Here is an 18,719-nt window from a genome sequence, read left to right on the forward strand (position 1 = left end):
AAGGAGGTGAATCGGATGAAAAAAATGACGGTGAAGCAGCGGAAATGGCTGCTGACCCTGCACTTGCTGTTTTCGGCCGTCATGCTGGGCACGGCTGTTATTTTCTTGTTCTTGAGCATTATGGCAGCCGCCACAAAGGATGAGGGTGTATTTCGCGCATGCTACAGCATTATGCATATGCTGTCCGAAAAGACGGTGCGCGTGTCCACGATCGCAACGCTCGTAACCGGCATCATGCTGTCGGTCTGGACGCCGTGGGGATTGTTCAAATATTACTGGATCATCGTCAAGGAAATCCTGACGCTGCTTCTGGTCATTCTCGGGCCCGTCGGCATGTATTTCTGGACGCTGCAAGCGGTCCAATACGTCTCCGAGCCGGGAATGCAGGGTATCCTCAGCCCGGAATTTACGGTGAACAACGTACAGCTGTGGACCGGGATCATTCTGCAGATCGTTTCGCTGGTAGGGTTATTTATCATTTCGGTATTCAAACCGTGGGGAGCAAGGCGGGACAAAGCAAGAATCAATATTAAAAGATGAAAGGGAGCGGTAAGGAATGAGTGGCAGGAACGAAAAGCAGGGGAAAAATGAAGCAAAAGGAGGATTCGGCACGAAATCGGAGCCTGGGCGGCAGTTCAACTCCGGTGATGCAGGAGCTGCAGCGATGCCGGTCCGGATCCGTACCGTAAGGTGGATTTACGGATTGCTGGCTGCGGTTTACCTCGCCTGTGTTGTTGTGCAGGTGTTTATCGCCGGCCTCGGCATTTTGGTGGATCCCGGCGATTTGCAGCTGCATCGTGTCTTTGCGAATGTTTTTGAGTTCGTTCCTATTGTAATGTTTGTCCTGTCCTTCTTGGGGGATATCCGGGGTGGTCTAAGATGGTGGCCGCTCGCGCTGTTCGCCTTGACTGCGCTGCAGCACATCACCATTCAAAATGTGACAGGTTCGCTGCGTGCGCTTCATGCGGTGGATGCGCTGCTGCTGTTCGGATTGTCGGTCCATTTGGCTAGACGTTCCTGGCCTTGGCTGCTGGGTACGAACCGAGCCGGGAAGGCAAGCGCGTCAGGGTCCGAAGATATGAAAGGCTATTACATGTGATGTTTTCTGACGCAATAAAAAATATTAAGCGCTTGCATGAACTTTGTATTTACAAAAATGCGGATCCCTTGTTAGAATAAATAACAAATCAGCTTGTCCTTGCGGCTTATAGGTCGTCCGATGCCGCCCATCGAACATCCCTATGGGTTCAGCAGGAGAGCGAGGAGACGGGGGATGCGTCAATTGTACGATAAAGACACGATCTACATCGTCGGCGATGCACAGACCTCGGTGAATAATCCGATAACCCAGCAGTACAGCGCCTTTTTTATCGGGCTGGTCGTGGACACCGTCAGCCACAAAATCGTGGATGCCGCCTGTTCCTCCACGATTCCACTCACGTCGCAGTTTGTACGCTCCATCTTTCTCGGGAAGAGCATGCTTTCCCTTGAGCCGGTAGCGGAAGAGATTCGGACAAGGTATTACGGCTCTTCGCAGAAGGCGATCATCGTGGCGTTCAAGGATGCGCAGAAGAAGTATAAATCGGCGCTTTCGTCGAGGGAAACTTCGCCGGATTCATGAGCAGAGCTATTCAGAACGATTCATTACCGTGTTTTTCCGTGATCCACCAATTGCATACCGCTGCTTTGTTTATCAGTATGGCGACATACGCGTAAATAAAACCCAGCAAATGACATATGCACGCCCGGGCAGCGCAAGCATATGACGTTTGCCGGGTTTTTTTATACCCAAATACGACAATCGGAGGGACTTGAAGATGAAATTGTACATATCCATTGATATGGAGGGCATTACCGGTCTGGTGGATGCGACATTCGTCGATTCCAGCCGCTACAACTACACCCGGGGCCAGCATATCATGACGGCCGAGGCGAATCACGTCATCGAAACCGCTTTTGAAGAAGGGTTCAGCGAGGTGATCGTCAACGACAGCCACTCGAAAATGAACAACCTGATCATCGAAAATCTCCACCCGGACAGCAAATTGATTTCCGGCGACGTCAAACCGTTTTCGATGATGCAGGGGCTTGACGGAAGTTATGCGGGAGCCGTCTTTCTCGGCTATCACGCAATGGCTGCTCGAAAGGGCGTCCTCAGCCATACGATGATTTTCGGCGTCCGGAACATGTATATCAACGACGTCTCCGTAGGCGAGTTGGGATTTAACGCCTACGTGGCGGGACATTACGGCGTGCCGGTACTGATGGTGGCCGGTGACGACGAGACCGCTATCGAGGCCGAAAGTCTGCTGCCCGGCGTGACGACGGCGATCGTCAAGGAGCGTATTTCCCGCACGTCGGCGCTGTGCCTGTCACCGGAGAAGAGCGGACGGCTGCTCCGCCAGAAGATGGCTGAAGCGATTGCCGGGCGCGACCGCGTCAAGCCGCTCGTTCCGCCGGAACGCCCGCTGCTGACGATCGAATTCGCGAATTACGGGCAGGCGGAATGGGCCCATCTGATGCCAGGCACCACGATCGAACAGGGATCGCCTGTCGTCTCGTTCCAGGCTAAAGATATTCTTGAAGCGTACCAGGCTATGCTGGTCATGACCGAGTTGGCCATGCGGACGTCCTTCTGCTGACGAAGGCCGCCTGTTTTTCGAAAATACGCTGACAGGTTTATCGAAGTAGATGTGCCCGAAAAAATGCACCATATGCCGAGTAAAGAGAGGGTGAGATTCATGGCGCAATACATTTTGAAGCGTTTCTTATCCATGCTGGTCACGCTGTGGCTGATCGTCACGGTCACCTTTTTCCTGATGCACTCGATTCCCGGCTCTCCGTTTGACCGCGACGGGAAGGAAGCAAGCGCAGCGGTCGTGCAGAACATGATGTCGTTCTACCATCTGGACAAGCCGCTGGGCGTCCAGTATTTGCTGTATCTCAAATCGCTGCTGACCTTCGATCTCGGGCCATCGATATCCCATTACCCGACAACGGTGAACACGATGATCGACCGCGGCTTCCCGGTATCCTTCCAGCTCGGCGCGGCGGCCATTCTGCTGGCGATTGCAGCAGGAATAGCGCTGGGTACGGTGGCCGCCCTGAAGCAGAACGGCATCATCGACTATATCGCCATGGTGCTGGCCGTCATCGGCATCGCGGTGCCAAGCTTCGTTATCGCTCCGCTCCTGATCAAGTATGTCGCCGTCAAATGGGGGTTGCTGCCGGTCGCTTCGTGGGGGACGTGGAAGCATGTCGTGCTTCCGGCCTTCGCTCTCTCGGTTGGGCCCATCGCCACGATCGCGCGTCTCACTAGGGCTAACCTGATTGAGGTGCTCACCCAGGACTATATGGAGACGGCACGCTCCAAAGGGCTGTCGCCGGCGAGGATGATCATCAAGCATGCGCTGCGCAATGCGGTGCTGCCCGTGGTGACGCTGCTCGGCGCGCTGCTGGCCAACGTGCTGACGGGGAGCTTCGTCATCGAGAAAATCTTCGCGATCCCCGGCATGGGGAAATACTTCGTGGACGGCATCAACAACCGGGATTACGCCGTCATCATGGGCACGACGGTCTTTTACAGCGCACTCCTCATCTTCATGATGTTTATTGTGGATATCGTGTACGGGTTCATCGATCCCCGTATCAAGCTGCATAGAAAGGGGGCCTGACGCATGCAGGTACCGGACCATTTGTTTACCCCAATGTACAGAACGGCCGGAGAACAGGAGCGGATCGTCAGGCCGCGCCAGTCGTTATGGCAGCAGGCCGTCCGCAGTTTGCTCCGCAACAAGCTGGCCTGCTGCGGACTCGCCCTGATCGTGCTGCTGGCACTGCTGGCCGTGTTCGGCCCGCTGCTGACGGATCAGAGCTACTCCGGCCAGAATCTGCTCAGCGCGAACCAGCCTCCGTCCGGCGCGCACTGGTTCGGAACGGATGACCTTGGGCGGGACGTCTTCGCCCGGATTTTGTACGGTTCGCGCATCTCGCTTACGGTCGGTTTGGCCGCCGCCTTGATCGATTTTTTCATTGGTATCATTTACGGCGGCATCGCCGGATATTTCGGCGGGCGCGTCGATAACGCGATGATGCGTTTCGTCGATATGCTGTACGGCATTCCTTATCTGCTTGTGGTCATTCTGCTCATGGTCGTAATGGGCCCCGGGCTGCTGACCATTATATTGGCATTGACGGCAACGGGGTGGATCGGGATGGCGCGGATCGTCCGCGGGCAGGTGCTTCAGCTGAAGTCGTCGGAGTACGTCCTGGCCGCCCGGACCTTAGGGGCCGGGTCATGGTACATCATCCGCAGGCACATGCTTCCCAACGCCGTCGGGGTCATCATCGTGCAGGTGACGTTTTCCGTGCCGTCGGCCATTTTCGCCGAAGCCTTCCTCAGCTTCCTCGGTCTCGGCATCCAGCCGCCGCTGGCGAGCTGGGGAACGATGGCCAACGATGCCCTGCCGACCATTCTGTCCGGCAACTGGTGGCGGCTGTTCTTCCCGGCTTTTTTCATTTCGGTGACGATGCTCGCCTTCAACCTGTTGGGAGATGGACTCTTGAACGCCTTTAATCCGAAGCAAAGGAGGTAACGGAAGATGAACAACGACGCGCTGCTCGAAGTGGACAATTTGCATGTTTCGTTCTCCACCTACGGCGGGGAGGTGAAGGCCGTAAGGGGCGTCAGCCTCCGCCTGCACCGGGGAGAGACGCTGGCGATCGTCGGCGAATCCGGCTGCGGCAAAAGCGTCACCGCCCGCAGCATCATGCGGCTCCTGCCCAAGAACAACTCGAGGATTACGGAGGGCAGCATCCGTTTTAACGGACGCGAGCTGACGCGTTTGAGCGAAAAGCAGATGCGTGACGTGCGCGGCTCGGACATCGCGATCATCTTTCAGGACGCGATGACCGCGCTGAATCCGACAATGATGATCGGGGAGCAGCTGATGGAGGGCGTCATCCGCCACCAGCGGCTGTCCCGGACGGAGGCGAGGAAGCGGGCGGTCGAGATGCTGCAGTTCGTGGGCATCCGCGACCCGGAGCTCCGGCTGAAGCAGCACCTGCATCAGTTCAGCGGGGGCATGAGGCAGCGGATCATGATCGCGATGGCGGCGATCTGCAGTCCCGCCGTCCTGATCGCGGACGAACCGACCACCGCGCTGGACGTCACGATCCAGGCGCAAATCCTGGATCTGTTCCGCATGCTGCAGCGCACGACCCAGGCTTCGCTGATCATGATTACGCACGACCTCGGCGTCGTCGCCAGCATCGCCGACCGCGTCAATGTCATGTATGCAGGTCAGGTCGTGGAATCCGCACCGGTCAAGGAGCTGTTCCGGAATCCGCAGCATCCGTATACGCGGGGGCTACTCGATTCCATCCCGCGCCTGGACCGGCCAAGAGGGGCGAAGCTCGACGCGATCCCGGGCACGCCGCCGGACCTGTTCGCACCTCCGAAGGGATGTGCGTTTGCCGCCCGGTGTCCTCACGCGATGGAGGTATGCGGCCTGTTCCCGCCGGACAGCGTGAAGCTGGACGGAGAGCACACCGTAGCTTGCTGGCTGCAGGACGCCCGAGCCAGAACGATGCCGCCGCAAGGGCCGGCGCAGGTTGAAACCGCATCGGCCAGCCAGGGATAAGGCATGAAGAGAACAGTTTTATCATTTTGCGGGAACAGGATCCTGCTTCAGGTTTGCTCTGCAAGCCTTGGGACTTGACCATAGATCAGCGTCTTGAATAGCGCAAGCTCATGAATAACGGAATAGCTTGTATTTGCAGCAACCAACCAATTCGGGATTAAGGGAGAGGGTCTCATGGAAAAGGCTGTCGTGAACAAGGCTGTGAAAAGAAGGTTAATACTGGCGCTGCTGACGTGTATGCTGCTCAGCCTGCTGCTGGCCGCATGCGGCGGCGGAACCGAAGGAGCAAGCGGCGGTGGAGGAGATACCGGAAGTAAAATCCTCCTGTATAACAACGTTCGCGAGCCCACTTCGCTCGATCCGCCGATCGGCTTCGACCAGGTTTCCTATGACATTTTGAACAATGCGATGGAGGGCATGACGCGTCTCGGCAAGGACCAGTCTCCAGAGCCGGCCATGGCGTCCGAGTGGAAGGTATCCGAAGACGGACTCAAATACACGTTCACGCTGCGCGACGGCGTACAGTGGAGCAATGGCGAGCCGGTTAAGGCGGGCGACTTCGAGTTTGCCTGGAAAAGAATGCTCGATCCGAAAACGGCGTCTTCGGCCGCGACGTTGGCCTATGTGTTCAAAGGAGCGGAGGCTTTTAACTCCGGCAAAGGGACGGCGGACGACGTACAGGTCAAAGCCGTTGACGACAAGACGCTGGAAGTGACGCTGGCCCAGCCGGCTCCCTGGCTGCTGAGCATGCTGGCGAATCCGGCTTTCTTCCCGGTGCCGCAAAAGACCGTGGAGTCCAATCCGAACTGGACGGCGGAGGCCGATACGTTCGTCAGCAACGGCCCGTTCCGCATCTCCCAGTGGAATCACGATTCCGAGCTGAAAATGGTGAAGAACGATAAGTATTGGGATGCGGCGAACGTGAAGCTGGACGGCGTCACGTTCAAAATGATCAACGATTCCAACACGGAATACCAGCTGTACCAAAGCGGCGAGCTGCACATTGCCGGCGTTCCCGCCGATATGAGCGACCAGCTGTTCTCGGAAGGCAAGGTGAACGTTCAGGATTCGGCAGGTACGTATTTTTACCGCTTCAATACGACCATGAAGCCGTTTGACAACGCCAAAATCCGCAAAGCCTTTGCGCTCGCGGTGGACCGTCAGAAAATCGTGGACCTGGTGGTCAAGCAGAAGCAAAAACCGGCCGGGGGTTTCGTATCCTACGGTCTCAAGGAGCCGGACGGACGCGATTTCCGCGAGGTGGGCGGCGACCTGATTACGTTTGACGCGGCGCAGGCCAAGAGCCTGCTTGCGGAAGGCATGAAGGAAGCGGGATACAGCACGCTGCCTGAAGTGACGCTGACTTACAACACAAACGATTTACATCAGAAAATCGCCGAAACGCTGCAGGCCATGTTCAAGGAAAACCTGGGTGTCGACGTCAAGCTCGCGGGCAAAGAAGGCAAAGTCCTCACCGCGGAGCAGAAGCAGCTTCAGCTGCAGTTTTCCCGGTCGTCCTGGCTGCCGGATTTCGCCGATCCGATCAACTTCCTGGATATTTTCCAAAGCAAAAGTCCGAACAACCGTACGGGCTGGAGCAATGCCGAATACGACAAGCTGATCCAGGCCGCTTACCAAGAGACGGACGAGGCGAAGCGCTATGACCTGATGCACCAGGCCGAAAAAATCCTGATGGACGAGGCGCCGATCATGCCAATGTATTTCTATGATTCTGCTTATCTGCAAAGCGACAAGCTCGTCGACGTGGTACGCCATCCATACGGCTACATGGACTTTAAGTGGGCTGATTTGAAATGAGAAGGCTGAGACCGTTCATGCATGCTGCCGATTCGGGCATCGAAGGGGCACAGGCCGGTGCCGGGAGAATGCTGATCCGGCCGGCCCGGTTGAAGCCGGGGGACACGGTGGGCATCACCGCCCCGGCGAGCCGCGGGGACGCGGAGGCGATCCGCCGTTCGGCCGAAGTGTTCGAAGAGCTTGGCCTGAAGGTCCGGTTTGGCGATTCGCTGAACCGCGGCCACGGCTACCTCGCCGGAACCGACGCCGAGCGGGCCGCCGAGCTGAACGCTATGTTTGCGGATCCCGGCATTCAGGCCATCGTTTGCGCCCGTGGAGGCTATGGCACCGCCAGGATAGCGGAGAAGCTCGATTACGATCAGATCCGCCGGCATCCCAAAATTTTGTGGGGGTACAGCGACATCACCTTCCTGCATGCCGCCATCTGGAAGATGACCGGATTGATCACGGTGCATGGGCCGATGATGATTTGCCTGGGAGACAAGGATGTTCACCCGTTGACTCGGCAGAGCTTCGCCCAGCTGGTCCGGCCCGAGCCGTTCCGCTACACCGAGGATATCACCTCGCTGCATATCTTGGTGGAAGGCAAAGCCAAGGGCCCACTCGTCGGAGGCAACCTGACTTTGCTGACGAGTACGCTCGGTACGCCGTTTGAGATCGATACCAGGGGCTGCCTCCTGTTTATCGAGGACATCGGGGAGGAGCCGTACCGGATCGACCGTATGCTGAATCAGCTGCGGATGGCGGGCAAGCTGGAGCAGGCGGCCGGTATCCTGGTGGGCGACTTCCGCGATTGCGAGCCGGTCAAGCGCCCGGTCTCCTTTACCTTAGAGGAGGTCATCCGGCATTATGTGACCGAAGCGGGCAGACCTTCCCTGATGGGCTTCGGGATCGGGCACGGCTCACCCAACGTCGCGGTTCCGCACGGGATGGAAGCCGAGCTGAGCACGGCTGACAAAAAGGTGGAAGCGCTGGAGTCAGCCATTATATAGAGGAGGCAACCGGCAAATGCGAATACATGATATCGAAGTGCTGCGCAAGTACACGCCGCTGACCAAACCGTTCAAGACGGCGCTGCGCACGGTTCATCAAGCCGAATCGATTGTGGTGAAAATGACGGCCGACGATGGAAAAGTGGGCTGGGGCGAGGCGCCGGCCACCGTCGTTATCACAGGCGACAGCCTTGAGGCGATCCAGTCCGCCATTGAGCATACATTCAAGCCGCTGCTGATCGGCCAAAGCCTGCTCGCCTATGAGCAGATCCTTCAGTCGCTCCACCAGGCCATGGTCGGCTGTACCAGTGCCAAAGCGGCCATCGACATGGCCGTATATGACCTGGTGGCCCAGCACGGGCGTATGCCGCTGTACCAATTTCTCGGCGGGTACCGCGACCGGATCGAAACGGACTTTACGGTCAGCGTCAACTCGCCCGAGGAAATGGGAGAAGACGCGGCCCAATACGTTCAGGCGGGATTTACCGTGCTGAAGATCAAGGTCGGCAAGGATGACATCGAGCATGACATCCGCCGCATCCGGGAAATCCGGCAGCGCATCGGCAGCGACGTCAAGATCCGGCTGGACGCCAATCAGGGCTGGCAGGCCAAGGAGGCGATCCGCTCCATCCGGAAGATGGAGGACATGGGACTGAACATCGAGCTGGTGGAGCAGCCGGTTCGGGCTGGGGATATTTACGGGCTGCAGCAGGTGACTGCGGCGGTGGACACGTTGATTATGGCCGATGAAAGCGTCTTTTCTCCAGTGCAGGCGCTGGAGGTGCTGCAGCGGCACGCGGCCGACCTGATCAACATCAAGCTGATGAAGGCGGGCGGCATTTACAAGGCGCAGCTGATCAACCAGCTGGCTGAAGAATACGGCGTCGAGTGCATGGTGGGCAGCATGATCGAATCCCGATTGGCGGTGACCGCCGCTGCCCATTTCGCCGCCAGCAAAAAGAACGTCACCCGATACGACTTCGACGCGCCGCTGATGCTGCACCAGGATGATGTCGTCGGCGGCGTCATGTACGACGGCCGGGTGATGACCTTCTCGGATGTGCCGGGTCTTGGCATAACCGACGTGGGTACGACGGACGAAGTGGGGGTATGGTGATGGTGAATCGAAACGATCAGGCCGTATCCCCGGCATGGCGGGTGGTCAGCGTTCCGGTAGCCACCGTCTGGACCAGCCCGTCCTCGCCGCGGGCGCTGGACGAACCGGCACTGGCCGGGTTCGCCCCTAGTGAACTTGGGAGTAGGAAACGGGAGGCCAAGGGCCAATCTGATTCGGGGAACCCGTTGGAGATGGGAACCGATTCGGGGTTTGCGCGGGGGAGCGGTATCGAGGCATGGCTCGCCGCCATGACGGTACCGGATAAGCTCGACCTGTGCGCGGCCAACCGCTTGCAGACCCAGGCGCTGTACGGCACGCCCGTCCTTGCCTACGAAGAGCAGGACGGCTGGAGCCGGGTCGCCATTCCGGGCCAGCTCTCGCCCAAGGATGAGAATGGATATCCCGGCTGGATTCCGGCGGAGCAGCTGCTGCCATTGAGTGAGGAGGAAGCGCGTCGGCTGCTGGACAGCGGCGAAAGCGTTCCCGGCCCCGCTGCTGCTCCAGCTTCTGCGATCGTTACGGCACCTACGACGGACTTGGAGCTGTTATCCTCATCGGCAAAGATGCGTATCAGCTTCCTGACAAGGCTTCCGCTGGCGACCGAGGAGGAGCGGGGGACGGTGCTTGAGGTAGAACCCGGCGATGGAGTTCAAGCCGTCCCGGGTTTTCAAGCCGAATCGGTAGCGGGACCCGATGCTGGAGCATTTCCCCAAGCAGGGAGTGTTCCGAGAGATGGCGTTGAGGCAGGGGCTAATTCTCGTGAGGATTCCTTTGTCGTCGTGCAGGCCCCGCACGGTCTTGCCCGGATCAGACGGGCAGACGTACAGGTGGTGGCTGAGCCAGGGGAATACCCGGCGGTTCAACCGGATGGGCAGAATAGGGGCCAGGCTATCGTGGCGCAGGCCAAGCGCTTTCTGGGACTGCCTTACTTGTGGGGAGGCATGTCGGCCTGGGGCTACGACTGCTCCGGGTTTGCCCACTCCATGCATCTCGCCTGCGGCATCGACATCCCGAGGGACGCCTCTGTCCAGGCGCTGCACGGAGCCAACATCCCGCCGGAGGAGCTGCAGCCGGGGGATCTGCTGTTCTTTGCCTATGAGCAGGGCAAGGGACGCGTCCATCATGTCGGCATCTACGCCGGGGACGGGCACATGATCCATTCGCCGGATTCGGCCAGCTCGGTGGAGCTGATTCCGCTGAAAGGGTATAAGCTTGCTGACGAGCACTGCGTCTCCCGACGTTATTGGACGTAACGAGGCAAGGCTTTGCCGGGGCATCGCATTCAAATCGAAGCGTTCTGTAAGCTGCTCCCAGATTACACATTCCAGAGAATCACAATGAACACTTCGATCGACAACAAACTCCCGGTCGGTTCTATGACGCCGGGAGTTTTTGCGGACATCCCCCGAATGGAGCACAGCCCGTGCAGGCTCATTCAGGTATATTTTAACGGAAATCACCCATATTAAGGGAATCAAGGCAGAAGCTGCTCGCAGGGTGGGGGAATGATGACTGTGGAAAGGCATGAGGAAAAGCATTTTAACGCATCGGATTTGATCAGGGATATTGTGATCGGAATGTCGGACGGTTTAACGGTTCCGTTTGCCCTTGCCGCCGGCTTGTCCGGGACCGTACCGAATACGAGCTTGGTCGTTGTGGCGGGGATGGCTGAAATCGCTGCGGGTGCTATCGCGATGGGGCTCGGCGGATATCTTGCCGCCCGGACGGACCGGGAGCATTATGCATCCGAACTCGTGCGGGAGCAGGAGGAAATCAGGGAAATACCGGATCAGGAAAGGGAGGAAGTGGCCGATATCCTGAGAGAGTGGCATTTTCCCGAAGAAATTGTGGAATCGGCGGTGGATGCCATCTGCCAGGACTCGGACCGATGGGTTCAATTTATGATGAAATATGAGCTCGGGCTCGAAGAACCCGAGCCTAAGAGGGCGCGCAACAGCTCGCTCACGATCGGACTGTCCTACATTATAGGGGGTGTGATTCCGCTGTCCCCTTACATGCTGATCAGGCAGTCAGGCACAGCTTTATCCGTTTCGGTGATCGTCACGCTGATTGCCTTATTCGTGTTTGGCTACGTCAAAGGAAGGTTCACCGGTACACGTCCGTTCCGTAGTGCCTGGCAAACAACCATTGTAGGCGGAGCGGCCGCCGGAATCGCATTTTTCATTGCGAGACTGATCTCTTAAAGGATTATTCGTCAATGACTGTTTTCAGCGGATGAATCCGAGATGTTCCCTAGTAAAACGACAAATACTTCATCACATTCTCCGCCTTCTCCTCGCCCAGCAGCTGCATCATCTTCGGCCTGACTTCCTCCACAAAAACAGCCTCGATTTCAAACGTTTCTTCGTTGGTTACATTCCCCTCCATTGTGAAAGCGGCTTCGATCAAGAGCGCCAGGGCCGAAAAAAAGTCGGCCAGCGAGTCTGCAAGGGGGAATGCTTCAGATCCATCGATCCGCCCGTACACCGGGGACGCTGGCGAGGCGGTGTCGACGATCAGCGGGTCGTCGTTGTAATTGGCAATGACCACATGCTCCGGAGGCCACGAAGGGGATGCTTGATACGGCTCCCCCGTTCCCAGCCAACGGTATCCCAGCTGCTGGCGAAACAAATGCTCCGGCTTCGGAAAGAAAAGAACGGCAGCATCTCCGATTTCCACGGCGGCGCTTTTCATTCCGAGCGATGTTATATGATCAGCACCACTTCTTATTTCATACCTGGTGTAAAAATGCTGCAGTTCCGGCGAAAGCGGAATACGTATATCCACGCCGGGGTCACAGAACTCCGCCAACGGGCGGATGTCCTGCTCTTTGAAAAGTCCATATGCCTCGTTATATTGATCCTGCCATTTTAGAAAAGATGCCATGGCTTGGTCCAGCACGTCCATCAAGTTTCACTCCCCATAGATTCTTTAATAAAAATCGAAGTAGCCGCGCCAGGTGCCATCCTTTTTATGCTTGGCAAAATAAAAATTGCCGTCATCCACGATGTTGAGCCCGGCTTTGGCGTCTGAGGCGATTTGGAGGACAAAAGCGTATCCATCTCCAAAGTCGATGCCAGGCTGGGTGAAGGCGGCATATCCGCCAAGCTTGTGGACACGATATATTTCCCCGGCAATATCCTCGAAATAATTCAGCCCTTCCAGCTCTTCCAGTCGGAGAATCTCTTGCCTGTACGCTTCGGGTATATCATCGCTGTCCCATTGCGGGGAGTCATCTTGACAAAGCTCTGGGAACAGGGGGAAAGGTTTGATTGACATAAAGGCAGGCCCGAAGTCTTTCAAGACCAGCTTCCCGGTATCGCTGTACTCTCGGATGCACATATATCCGCTCATATCATCGTGATCCAGGACGTTAGGTGACAAAAATACGGTCAGCAGCTCGGTTTCCTTCAGTTCGTCCGGAACATAGGGAAGCGCGGGCATATATAGCTGAAGGATGGGAGCCATCGCCTCTCCGTCTGCATCGACGGGCAGTTCCTCCCCGGGCAATGCCAGGTTGACTTGTCCGATCCAGCACTGCTCCACCGAGAGGCTAGGCCTGCTTCCACCGGTTTGAAAAAGGGTCGCCGTGCGCCGCAAGGTACTTTGAAGCTCTACGATCCGTTCGTTACTCATTTTTGCCTCCTTCTTGAAGGATTCACCCGCAGGTCACCCTTGCGTCAATCTTAAAAAACGAAGATCATCCATATATCATGATGTACGTACACGAAGCATCTTTGCCGCTTCTTTACAAACCCTCCTCGAGTAGGTCTTTGTTCGATCCCCTCTGCTTAACGCTCGGCAAATATGCCGTCGTTCGGATCCCGCTGCTTACCCTCCGGAAAGTAGTAACCCATATTCCTTTCACCCTACGTATCCGTCCGCACGTCGTCCCATTCCTGGCCCATATATCCAGTCAGCCAGTTCAAGGCACGGTGACGCTCATACACAACGCCTGCGTTCAGGCCGCCGGGAGCCGGCTGTCCTTGAATGCGGCTGTCGACGCAGAGCCAGTCGTAGCGGTAGATCAAATCGGCAGCGTCGAGAATTTCCTTACTGCTCCGCAGACGTGAGCCCGCTAAAAAGGCATCAAACGAATCAAACTGCTGCAGCATGGAGACGGCTTCGGGGACATCGCAAATATCCGTTGGGCTCCCCAAGGCGTCCACATGGCCCAAGGCCCACAGCAGCACCCAAAAGCCTTCATACCGCCAGGAGAACGGGACCGCTTCGGATTCATCCGCTTGGCCGTTTTGGATAAACGCCTTCTCCTCGGGAGAAAAGAAGCCGTCCGCCCCGTACTGGGCCGTAATTCTCGAGATCAGCTCCCGGGTATCCTCGGGGCTTTCGCCCGCACCGATGCATTCGCCCTTGACGGCGGTAATGCAGAGGGCGACGGCGCGCTGCGCGGTTTCCGCAAGCGTCCGGATTCGTCCCGCGGCTTCATCGCCGAGCCGTCCGGGCATCGGCGGCATCTTCTGGAAGCCTTGCGCCGACAGAACCGCTTCGGACCGCGCTTTGCGCTCCGTACCGGAAGCTGTCTCCGGCTCCTCGCCATGGAGGAAGCTCGTATGGGCGGTGACGGTGTAATCTTCCACTTCCGAGCGGCCGTCCGTACCCAGCAGCAGCCGTCCTTCCGGGTTCAGCAGCTGCCCGCCGCCCCAGAACATCAGCCCGTCCAGCGGCCGGATCATCGACAGCAGCCGGGTGAATAAGGATTCCGAAATGTCATCCTCCGTTTCGACACCGATGACCATATTGAGCGTGCTGATCTTGATCAGCAGCTTTTGCTGCAGCGGCTCGTTCTCCGCCGGGATCTGGGCAAAAAATTGCTCCATGCCGCTTCGCATGCTTGCAAACTCATCCGGATGCGTTCTGCTGGTCATGATGTTAAAAGCGGTAGCCTTTCGGCGAAGCCAGCCCTTGCTGACGATTTCAATCCGGGTTTTGCTCTCATTAACGCTCATCTTTCCATTCGGGTCGATCGCCTTCATCAGGCCCACGATCTGATCCAGATCGAAGGTTGAGCTGTACAGCGCACAATTCTTCACAACGATTCTCCTCCCACATGTAAAAAAACAACCAGTAACAATGTGCAAAAAGCACATATCAACCATTTTATACCGAATTCGCGCACGACTTCCAGGCCGAATCCCGTCAGCAGCAATATCCTCGAAAACCTCCCACCTTCGGCTTGAAAAATGTACCCCTGACAGTCGTTCACGTCGCATGTGGAGCGCTGTACGACCAACCACCTTCGTCAGATGGTGCTGTACATGAGCTACAACGTCAACTCGGCGCTGACCAAATACGACGACATTTCCAAGCTGATGTACACCGGCCGGTATGACGTGCATCGATAGACCTTTTTTACTTGAGGTTGTGCGATAAACCCGAATACTAGGGACAATGCATTTCCCATATAAATAGGCAGTAAAGGATGTGCATCTATCACAACTATGGGGATGAAAGGAGGGAGCCGAAATCGCCTCGTCCATCGGAAAGGAAGTTCTGAGAAAGGAATCCGGGCAGAAAGTGACCGGGACGGCCCGTTACACGGGAGATACCTCGAAACCCGGCCTGCTGCACGCCGCCTTGGCTGTCAGCCCGCATGCCCATGCCCGGATGCTGTCGATCGATACCTCCGCGGCCCGGAGTGTTCCGGGCGTCCGTGCGGTCATCACAGGAGAGGATTTCCCGGTGCTCACCGGTTCTCCGCTGGAAGACCGGCCTCCGCTGGCCTTAGAAAAGGTGAGATATTTCGGCGAGCCGGTCGCCGTGGTGGTGGCGGATGCGGAATATATCGCGGAAATGGCGGCGCTGCAGGTCCGCGTGGAATACGAGACGCTGCCGCTTGTTCAGTCCCCGCTGGAGGCCTATAAGCCGGGCGCACCGCTCATTCATGAACGTCTGGCCGAGTATAAGCATTATGAGGAGGTGTATCCGGAGCCCGGCACCAACGTTGCAAGCCGCAACCGGATCCGCAAAGGAAACATGGAGGAAGGATGGAGCCGCAGCGTCCACACGATCGAGGTCCGGGTGAGCATGCCGCAATCGGACCATGCCGCGATGGAACCGCGCTGCAGTACGGCGGAGCTGCTGCCGGACGGCAAAGCCGTCATCCATTCCGCCTCGCAGTCTCCCTACATCATCCGCAGCCAAATCAACAGATACTTTCATATCCCGCTGCAGCAAATCATCGTTCACACCCCGCTCGTTGGCGGTGGGTTTGGCGGGAAGGCGGCCGTTCAGCTGGAGTTTCTCGCTTTTCTGGCTTCAAGGGCCGTAGGGGGAAAAGCGGTCAAGCTGGTCAATTCAAGGGAGCGCGACATGGTCTCTTCCCCGGTGCATATCGGGCTGGAATCGAGAGTCAAGCTGGGCTGTACCGCCGATGGAAAAATCGCTGCCGCGGAAATTACGCACTGGTTTGACGGAGGAGCCTACTCGGACCGGGGACCGATCATGAGCAAGGCGGGAGCCAGCGACTGCTCGGGTCCGTACCGAATCGACAATCTGCAGTGCGATTCGCTCTGCATGTATACGAATCACCCGTATTCCACTTCATTTCGCGGGTTTGGACATCCCGAGCTGACGTTTGCCATAGAGCGGGCTATGGATGTCATGGCCGCACGCCTCAGCATGGATCCGCTGGAGTTCCGCTTTCTGAATGCGATCGGGCCCGGTGATACGACGCCGACACAAACGCTGCTGGACCGCAGTACGGTAGGCAATCTCCCGATGTGTATCGCCAAGCTGAAAGATATGATCCGATGGGATGAGCAGCCCTTGATTGAAGCAAAAGGCCACTTTGTCAAAGCCAGGGGCGTATGCTGTATGTGGAAAAATTCCAATACGCCCGCCGATGCCGGTGCGGGGGCGGTCATCATTTTCAATGCCGATGGCAGCGTGAATTTGCTCTGCGGCGCTGTGGAGATCGGGCAGGGCACGCGGACGTCCCTCACCCAAATGGTAGCCGAGCTGCTCCGAATGGATGTACACAAAGTATCGATCAGCACTGACGTCAATACGGAGACCGAGCCGCAGCTGTGGAAAACCGTTGCAAGCCGCAGCACTTTTCTGGTCGGCAACGCGATTCGGGCGGCGGCGCACGATGCCATCGTACAGCTGAAGAACACGGCTGCCCGGGTACTTCAGCTCCCGTCGGCCGAGCTGGAAATTGGAGGCGGAAGGGTTTACAGTATGCGGGATCCGGGGATCGGCATAGAAATCACCAAGATTGCCCTTGGATACAAACTTCCGGAGGGGGGGACGATTGGAAGCCAGGTCATCGGCCGCGGCAGCTATGCGATGCGGGATATTAAGGAGCTGGACCCGATGACCGGCAAAGGAAAACCGGGCCCGGAATGGACGGTCGGCGCACAGATGGTGGAGGTGGAGCTGGATACGAGGGATTATAGCTATCGGATCCTGCAGGCGGCAACCGTTATTGATGCCGGCAAGGTTATCAATCCGGTTTTCGCCCGCGGCCAAATCACCGGAGGCATGAGCATGGGACTGGGCCTTGCCAGCAGGGAGGCCTTTGCGTTCAATGACGAGGCCCAGGTGCTGAATCCGCAGTTCCGGACTTATCACATGTTGCGTTACGGAGAGCAGCCGGCGTATTTCGTCGATTTCGTCGAAACGCCGAATGCGGAGGCGCCATTCGGCCTGCGGGGTATCGGCGAGCATGGCATTATCGGCATGCCTGCTGCACTGGCAAACGCTTTGTCGGCAGCAACGGGCATCGCGCTAAATCGGCTTCCGCTTACCCCGGAGCGGATCTGGAGGACGGCCCATGATACCCTTTGACTTTGAATATTACCGGCCGTCTTCGGTGAAAGAGGCGGCAGATGCCTATCAGGCGCTGCAAGCCCAGGGCAAACAGCCGATGTATTGGTCCGGAGGGACGGAAATCATTACGATGGCCAGGCTGAACGAGGATCGCCCGGGTGCGGTCGTCGATTTAAAGGCGATCCCCGAATGCAATGTCATAGAGTTCCGCGAAAATGACCTGATCATCGGCGGCTGTGTCACGTTGTCCGCCGTTACCGGATCGAACTTCTTCCCGCTGCTCGGCAGGGCGGCCCAGGGCGTCGCCGACCAGACGTCCCGTAACAAAATTACGCTCGGCGGCAACCTGTGCGGCCGAATCTATTACAGGGAAGCGGTTCTCCCGCTGCTTGTGGCCGACAGCCGCCTGGTCATCGCAGGGAAAGGCGGCGTCAGGGAGGCTGCGATCCACGAAGTCTTCCGCGGGCAGATCCGTCTGGAACCCGGAGAATTTCTGCTGCAGACCGTGACGGACCGTGAATTTGTATCTCTGCCGTCCGTTCATGTGAAGAAGCGGCAGATCGGTAATGTCGGTTACCCGTTGGTGACCTTGGTTGCCGTGAAAAAGGGTAGCCGCATCCGCGCGGCATTCAGCGGGATTTGCGGGTTCCCGTTCCGTTCGGCCTCCATCGAGCAGGTGCTGAATACCCCCGGGCTATCGGCGGAAGAGCGGGCCCGCCAGGCAGCCGGACGGCTCCCGGCACCGCCGCTGACCAATACGGAAGGCACGGCCGATTACCGGCTCTTTTTATTTAAGCAAACCATCAAAGACGCCATTCATGCTTTGGAAGGAAGGTGAACGTCCTGGAAAGCGCAAGCTTGAACTCGAATGCGATCTACCCGCTGGAGCTGGAGGTCAACGGGGAGCGCAGGTGGCTCTGGGTCCGGGCGGCGGAGACGCTGCTGCATACCCTCCGGGACCACCTTGGCTTAACCGGGTGCAAGCCCGGCTGCGAGAATGGGGACTGCGGCGCCTGTACCGTTATCCTGAACGGTCTGCCGATGAAGTCCTGCCTGATGCTCGCCGTAGAGGCGGACGGACAGCGCATCACCACGATTGAAGGGCTGAAGCATTCGCCGGTCCAGGAACAATTTGTCTTGAAGCAGGCATTCCAATGCGGCTACTGCACGTCGGGATTTATCATGAACGGTCACGGGCTGCTGAGCGCTCATCCGGACGCGGATCCGGAGACGATCCGGCTGTGGCTGGAATCGAACATATGCCGCTGCACCTCGTATGAAGAAATTCACGGGGCGATCATGGCGGCGCTGGCAGTGAACAAGGAAGGCGGCTCGGCAACCGGCAGCAGCTAAAAGGAG

Annotated in this window: 19 protein-coding genes; 16 read left to right on the top strand and 3 right to left on the bottom strand. The window is 57.6% G+C overall.

From position 1 onward, the window contains the following. Positions 1-15 precede the first annotated feature (15 nt). From GCU45_RS26990 to GCU45_RS27045, 12 genes are all read left to right on the top strand, one after another. Positions 16-540, top strand: a complete 525-nt coding sequence (locus GCU45_RS26990) for a DUF2269 family protein (protein WP_152401911.1) — start codon at positions 16-18, stop codon at positions 538-540. Positions 541-556: 16 nt separating this feature from the next. Beyond that, the gene (locus GCU45_RS26995; protein WP_152401913.1) at positions 557-1,099 is read left to right on the top strand and encodes a DUF6220 domain-containing protein; all 543 of its coding nucleotides are present in this window, start codon (positions 557-559) and stop codon (positions 1,097-1,099) included. A gap of 183 nt (positions 1,100-1,282) precedes the next feature. Beyond that, the gene (locus GCU45_RS27000) at positions 1,283-1,621 is read left to right on the top strand and encodes a DUF3870 domain-containing protein (RefSeq protein ID WP_076169587.1); all 339 of its coding nucleotides are present in this window, start codon (positions 1,283-1,285) and stop codon (positions 1,619-1,621) included. 196 nt (positions 1,622-1,817) lie between these two features. Continuing rightward, positions 1,818-2,642, top strand: a complete 825-nt coding sequence (locus tag GCU45_RS27005) for a M55 family metallopeptidase (protein ID WP_152401915.1) — start codon at positions 1,818-1,820, stop codon at positions 2,640-2,642. Between the two features lie 99 nt (positions 2,643-2,741). After that, positions 2,742-3,674 (top strand): ABC transporter permease, encoded by a 933-nt coding sequence (locus tag GCU45_RS27010; protein WP_152401916.1) that lies wholly within the window; start codon positions 2,742-2,744, stop codon positions 3,672-3,674. A 3-nt stretch (positions 3,675-3,677) separates the two neighbouring features. After that, the gene (locus GCU45_RS27015) at positions 3,678-4,595 is read left to right on the top strand and encodes an ABC transporter permease (protein ID WP_076168746.1); all 918 of its coding nucleotides are present in this window, start codon (positions 3,678-3,680) and stop codon (positions 4,593-4,595) included. A gap of 6 nt (positions 4,596-4,601) precedes the next feature. Further along, positions 4,602-5,642: an ABC transporter ATP-binding protein gene (locus tag GCU45_RS27020; RefSeq protein WP_152401918.1), complete on the top strand. Its 1,041-nt coding sequence runs from the start codon at positions 4,602-4,604 to the stop codon at positions 5,640-5,642. Positions 5,643-5,879: 237 nt separating this feature from the next. Further along, positions 5,880-7,460 (top strand): peptide ABC transporter substrate-binding protein, encoded by a 1,581-nt coding sequence (locus tag GCU45_RS27025; RefSeq protein WP_425281308.1) that lies wholly within the window; start codon positions 5,880-5,882, stop codon positions 7,458-7,460. 68 nt (positions 7,461-7,528) lie between these two features. Then, on the top strand, positions 7,529-8,452 hold the full coding sequence (locus tag GCU45_RS27030; protein ID WP_152403366.1) for a S66 peptidase family protein: 924 nt from the start codon (positions 7,529-7,531) through the stop codon (positions 8,450-8,452). Positions 8,453-8,468: 16 nt separating this feature from the next. Next, entirely contained in the window at positions 8,469-9,569 is a 1,101-nt protein-coding gene (locus GCU45_RS27035; protein WP_152401920.1) for a dipeptide epimerase, read from the top strand. Further along, a complete protein-coding gene (locus GCU45_RS33915; protein WP_167527242.1) occupies positions 9,569-10,822 on the top strand; it encodes a C40 family peptidase in 1,254 nt (417 codons plus the stop codon). The genes GCU45_RS27035 and GCU45_RS33915 overlap by 1 nt, the downstream gene beginning before the upstream one ends. Positions 10,823-11,074: 252 nt before the next feature. After that, positions 11,075-11,773 (top strand): VIT1/CCC1 transporter family protein, encoded by a 699-nt coding sequence (locus GCU45_RS27045; RefSeq protein WP_244364290.1) that lies wholly within the window; start codon positions 11,075-11,077, stop codon positions 11,771-11,773. Positions 11,774-11,822: 49 nt separating this feature from the next. Here the strand turns inward: GCU45_RS27045 and GCU45_RS27050 are convergent, their stop codons facing one another. From GCU45_RS27050 to GCU45_RS27060, 3 genes are all read right to left on the bottom strand, one after another. Continuing rightward, complete coding sequence (locus GCU45_RS27050; protein ID WP_152401922.1) at positions 11,823-12,476, bottom strand: hypothetical protein; 654 nt, start codon at positions 12,474-12,476, stop codon at positions 11,823-11,825. 24 nt (positions 12,477-12,500) lie between these two features. After that, entirely contained in the window at positions 12,501-13,205 is a 705-nt protein-coding gene (locus GCU45_RS27055; RefSeq protein WP_152401924.1) for a YwqG family protein, read from the bottom strand. 233 nt (positions 13,206-13,438) lie between these two features. Continuing rightward, positions 13,439-14,620, bottom strand: coding sequence for a DUF4272 domain-containing protein (locus tag GCU45_RS27060; protein WP_152401926.1), 1,182 nt, complete (start codon positions 14,618-14,620; stop codon positions 13,439-13,441). A 180-nt stretch (positions 14,621-14,800) separates the two neighbouring features. On the opposite strand from GCU45_RS27060, the gene GCU45_RS34455 reads away from it, so the two are divergent. The 4 genes from GCU45_RS34455 (at position 14,801) to GCU45_RS27075 (ending at position 18,713) form a co-directional block, all read left to right on the top strand. Further along, entirely contained in the window at positions 14,801-14,932 is a 132-nt protein-coding gene (locus GCU45_RS34455) for a hypothetical protein (RefSeq protein ID WP_280117463.1), read from the top strand. 172 nt (positions 14,933-15,104) lie between these two features. After that, entirely contained in the window at positions 15,105-17,378 is a 2,274-nt protein-coding gene (locus tag GCU45_RS27065; RefSeq protein WP_244364292.1) for a xanthine dehydrogenase family protein molybdopterin-binding subunit, read from the top strand. Further along, positions 17,365-18,198 carry an FAD binding domain-containing protein gene (locus GCU45_RS27070; RefSeq protein WP_152401931.1) on the top strand — a complete coding sequence of 278 codons (834 nt, stop codon included), beginning with the start codon at positions 17,365-17,367 and terminating at the stop codon, positions 18,196-18,198. The genes GCU45_RS27065 and GCU45_RS27070 overlap by 14 nt, the downstream gene beginning before the upstream one ends. Further along, on the top strand, positions 18,195-18,713 hold the full coding sequence (locus tag GCU45_RS27075; protein WP_280117465.1) for a (2Fe-2S)-binding protein: 519 nt from the start codon (positions 18,195-18,197) through the stop codon (positions 18,711-18,713). The genes GCU45_RS27070 and GCU45_RS27075 overlap by 4 nt, the downstream gene beginning before the upstream one ends. Positions 18,714-18,719 lie beyond the last annotated feature (6 nt).

Origin of the sequence: Paenibacillus cellulositrophicus (assembly GCF_009363095.1) — a bacterium.
GTDB lineage: Bacteria > Bacillota > Bacilli > Paenibacillales > Paenibacillaceae > Paenibacillus_AQ > Paenibacillus_AQ favisporus.

What these genes read in the sequence shown, in the direction of transcription:
- GCU45_RS26990 (WP_152401911.1), top strand. Translation starts at nt 16, where the DNA reads ATGAAAAAAATGACGGTGAAGCAGCGGAAATGGCTGCTGACCCTGCAC.
- GCU45_RS26995 (WP_152401913.1), top strand. Translation starts at nt 557, where the DNA reads ATGAGTGGCAGGAACGAAAAGCAGGGGAAAAATGAAGCAAAAGGAGGA.
- GCU45_RS27005 (WP_152401915.1), top strand. Translation starts at nt 1,818, where the DNA reads ATGAAATTGTACATATCCATTGATATGGAGGGCATTACCGGTCTGGTG.
- GCU45_RS27010 (WP_152401916.1), top strand. Translation starts at nt 2,742, where the DNA reads ATGGCGCAATACATTTTGAAGCGTTTCTTATCCATGCTGGTCACGCTG.
- GCU45_RS27015 (WP_076168746.1), top strand. Translation starts at nt 3,678, where the DNA reads ATGCAGGTACCGGACCATTTGTTTACCCCAATGTACAGAACGGCCGGA.
- GCU45_RS27020 (WP_152401918.1), top strand. Translation starts at nt 4,602, where the DNA reads ATGAACAACGACGCGCTGCTCGAAGTGGACAATTTGCATGTTTCGTTC.
- GCU45_RS27025 (WP_425281308.1), top strand. Translation starts at nt 5,880, where the DNA reads ATGCTGCTCAGCCTGCTGCTGGCCGCATGCGGCGGCGGAACCGAAGGA.
- GCU45_RS27030 (WP_152403366.1), top strand. Translation starts at nt 7,529, where the DNA reads ATGCTGATCCGGCCGGCCCGGTTGAAGCCGGGGGACACGGTGGGCATC.
- GCU45_RS27035 (WP_152401920.1), top strand. Translation starts at nt 8,469, where the DNA reads ATGCGAATACATGATATCGAAGTGCTGCGCAAGTACACGCCGCTGACC.
- GCU45_RS33915 (WP_167527242.1), top strand. Translation starts at nt 9,569, where the DNA reads ATGGTGAATCGAAACGATCAGGCCGTATCCCCGGCATGGCGGGTGGTC.
- GCU45_RS27045 (WP_244364290.1), top strand. Translation starts at nt 11,075, where the DNA reads ATGATGACTGTGGAAAGGCATGAGGAAAAGCATTTTAACGCATCGGAT.
- GCU45_RS27050 (WP_152401922.1), bottom strand. Translation starts at nt 12,476, where the DNA reads ATGGACGTGCTGGACCAAGCCATGGCATCTTTTCTAAAATGGCAGGAT.
- GCU45_RS27055 (WP_152401924.1), bottom strand. Translation starts at nt 13,205, where the DNA reads ATGAGTAACGAACGGATCGTAGAGCTTCAAAGTACCTTGCGGCGCACG.
- GCU45_RS27070 (WP_152401931.1), top strand. Translation starts at nt 17,365, where the DNA reads ATGATACCCTTTGACTTTGAATATTACCGGCCGTCTTCGGTGAAAGAG.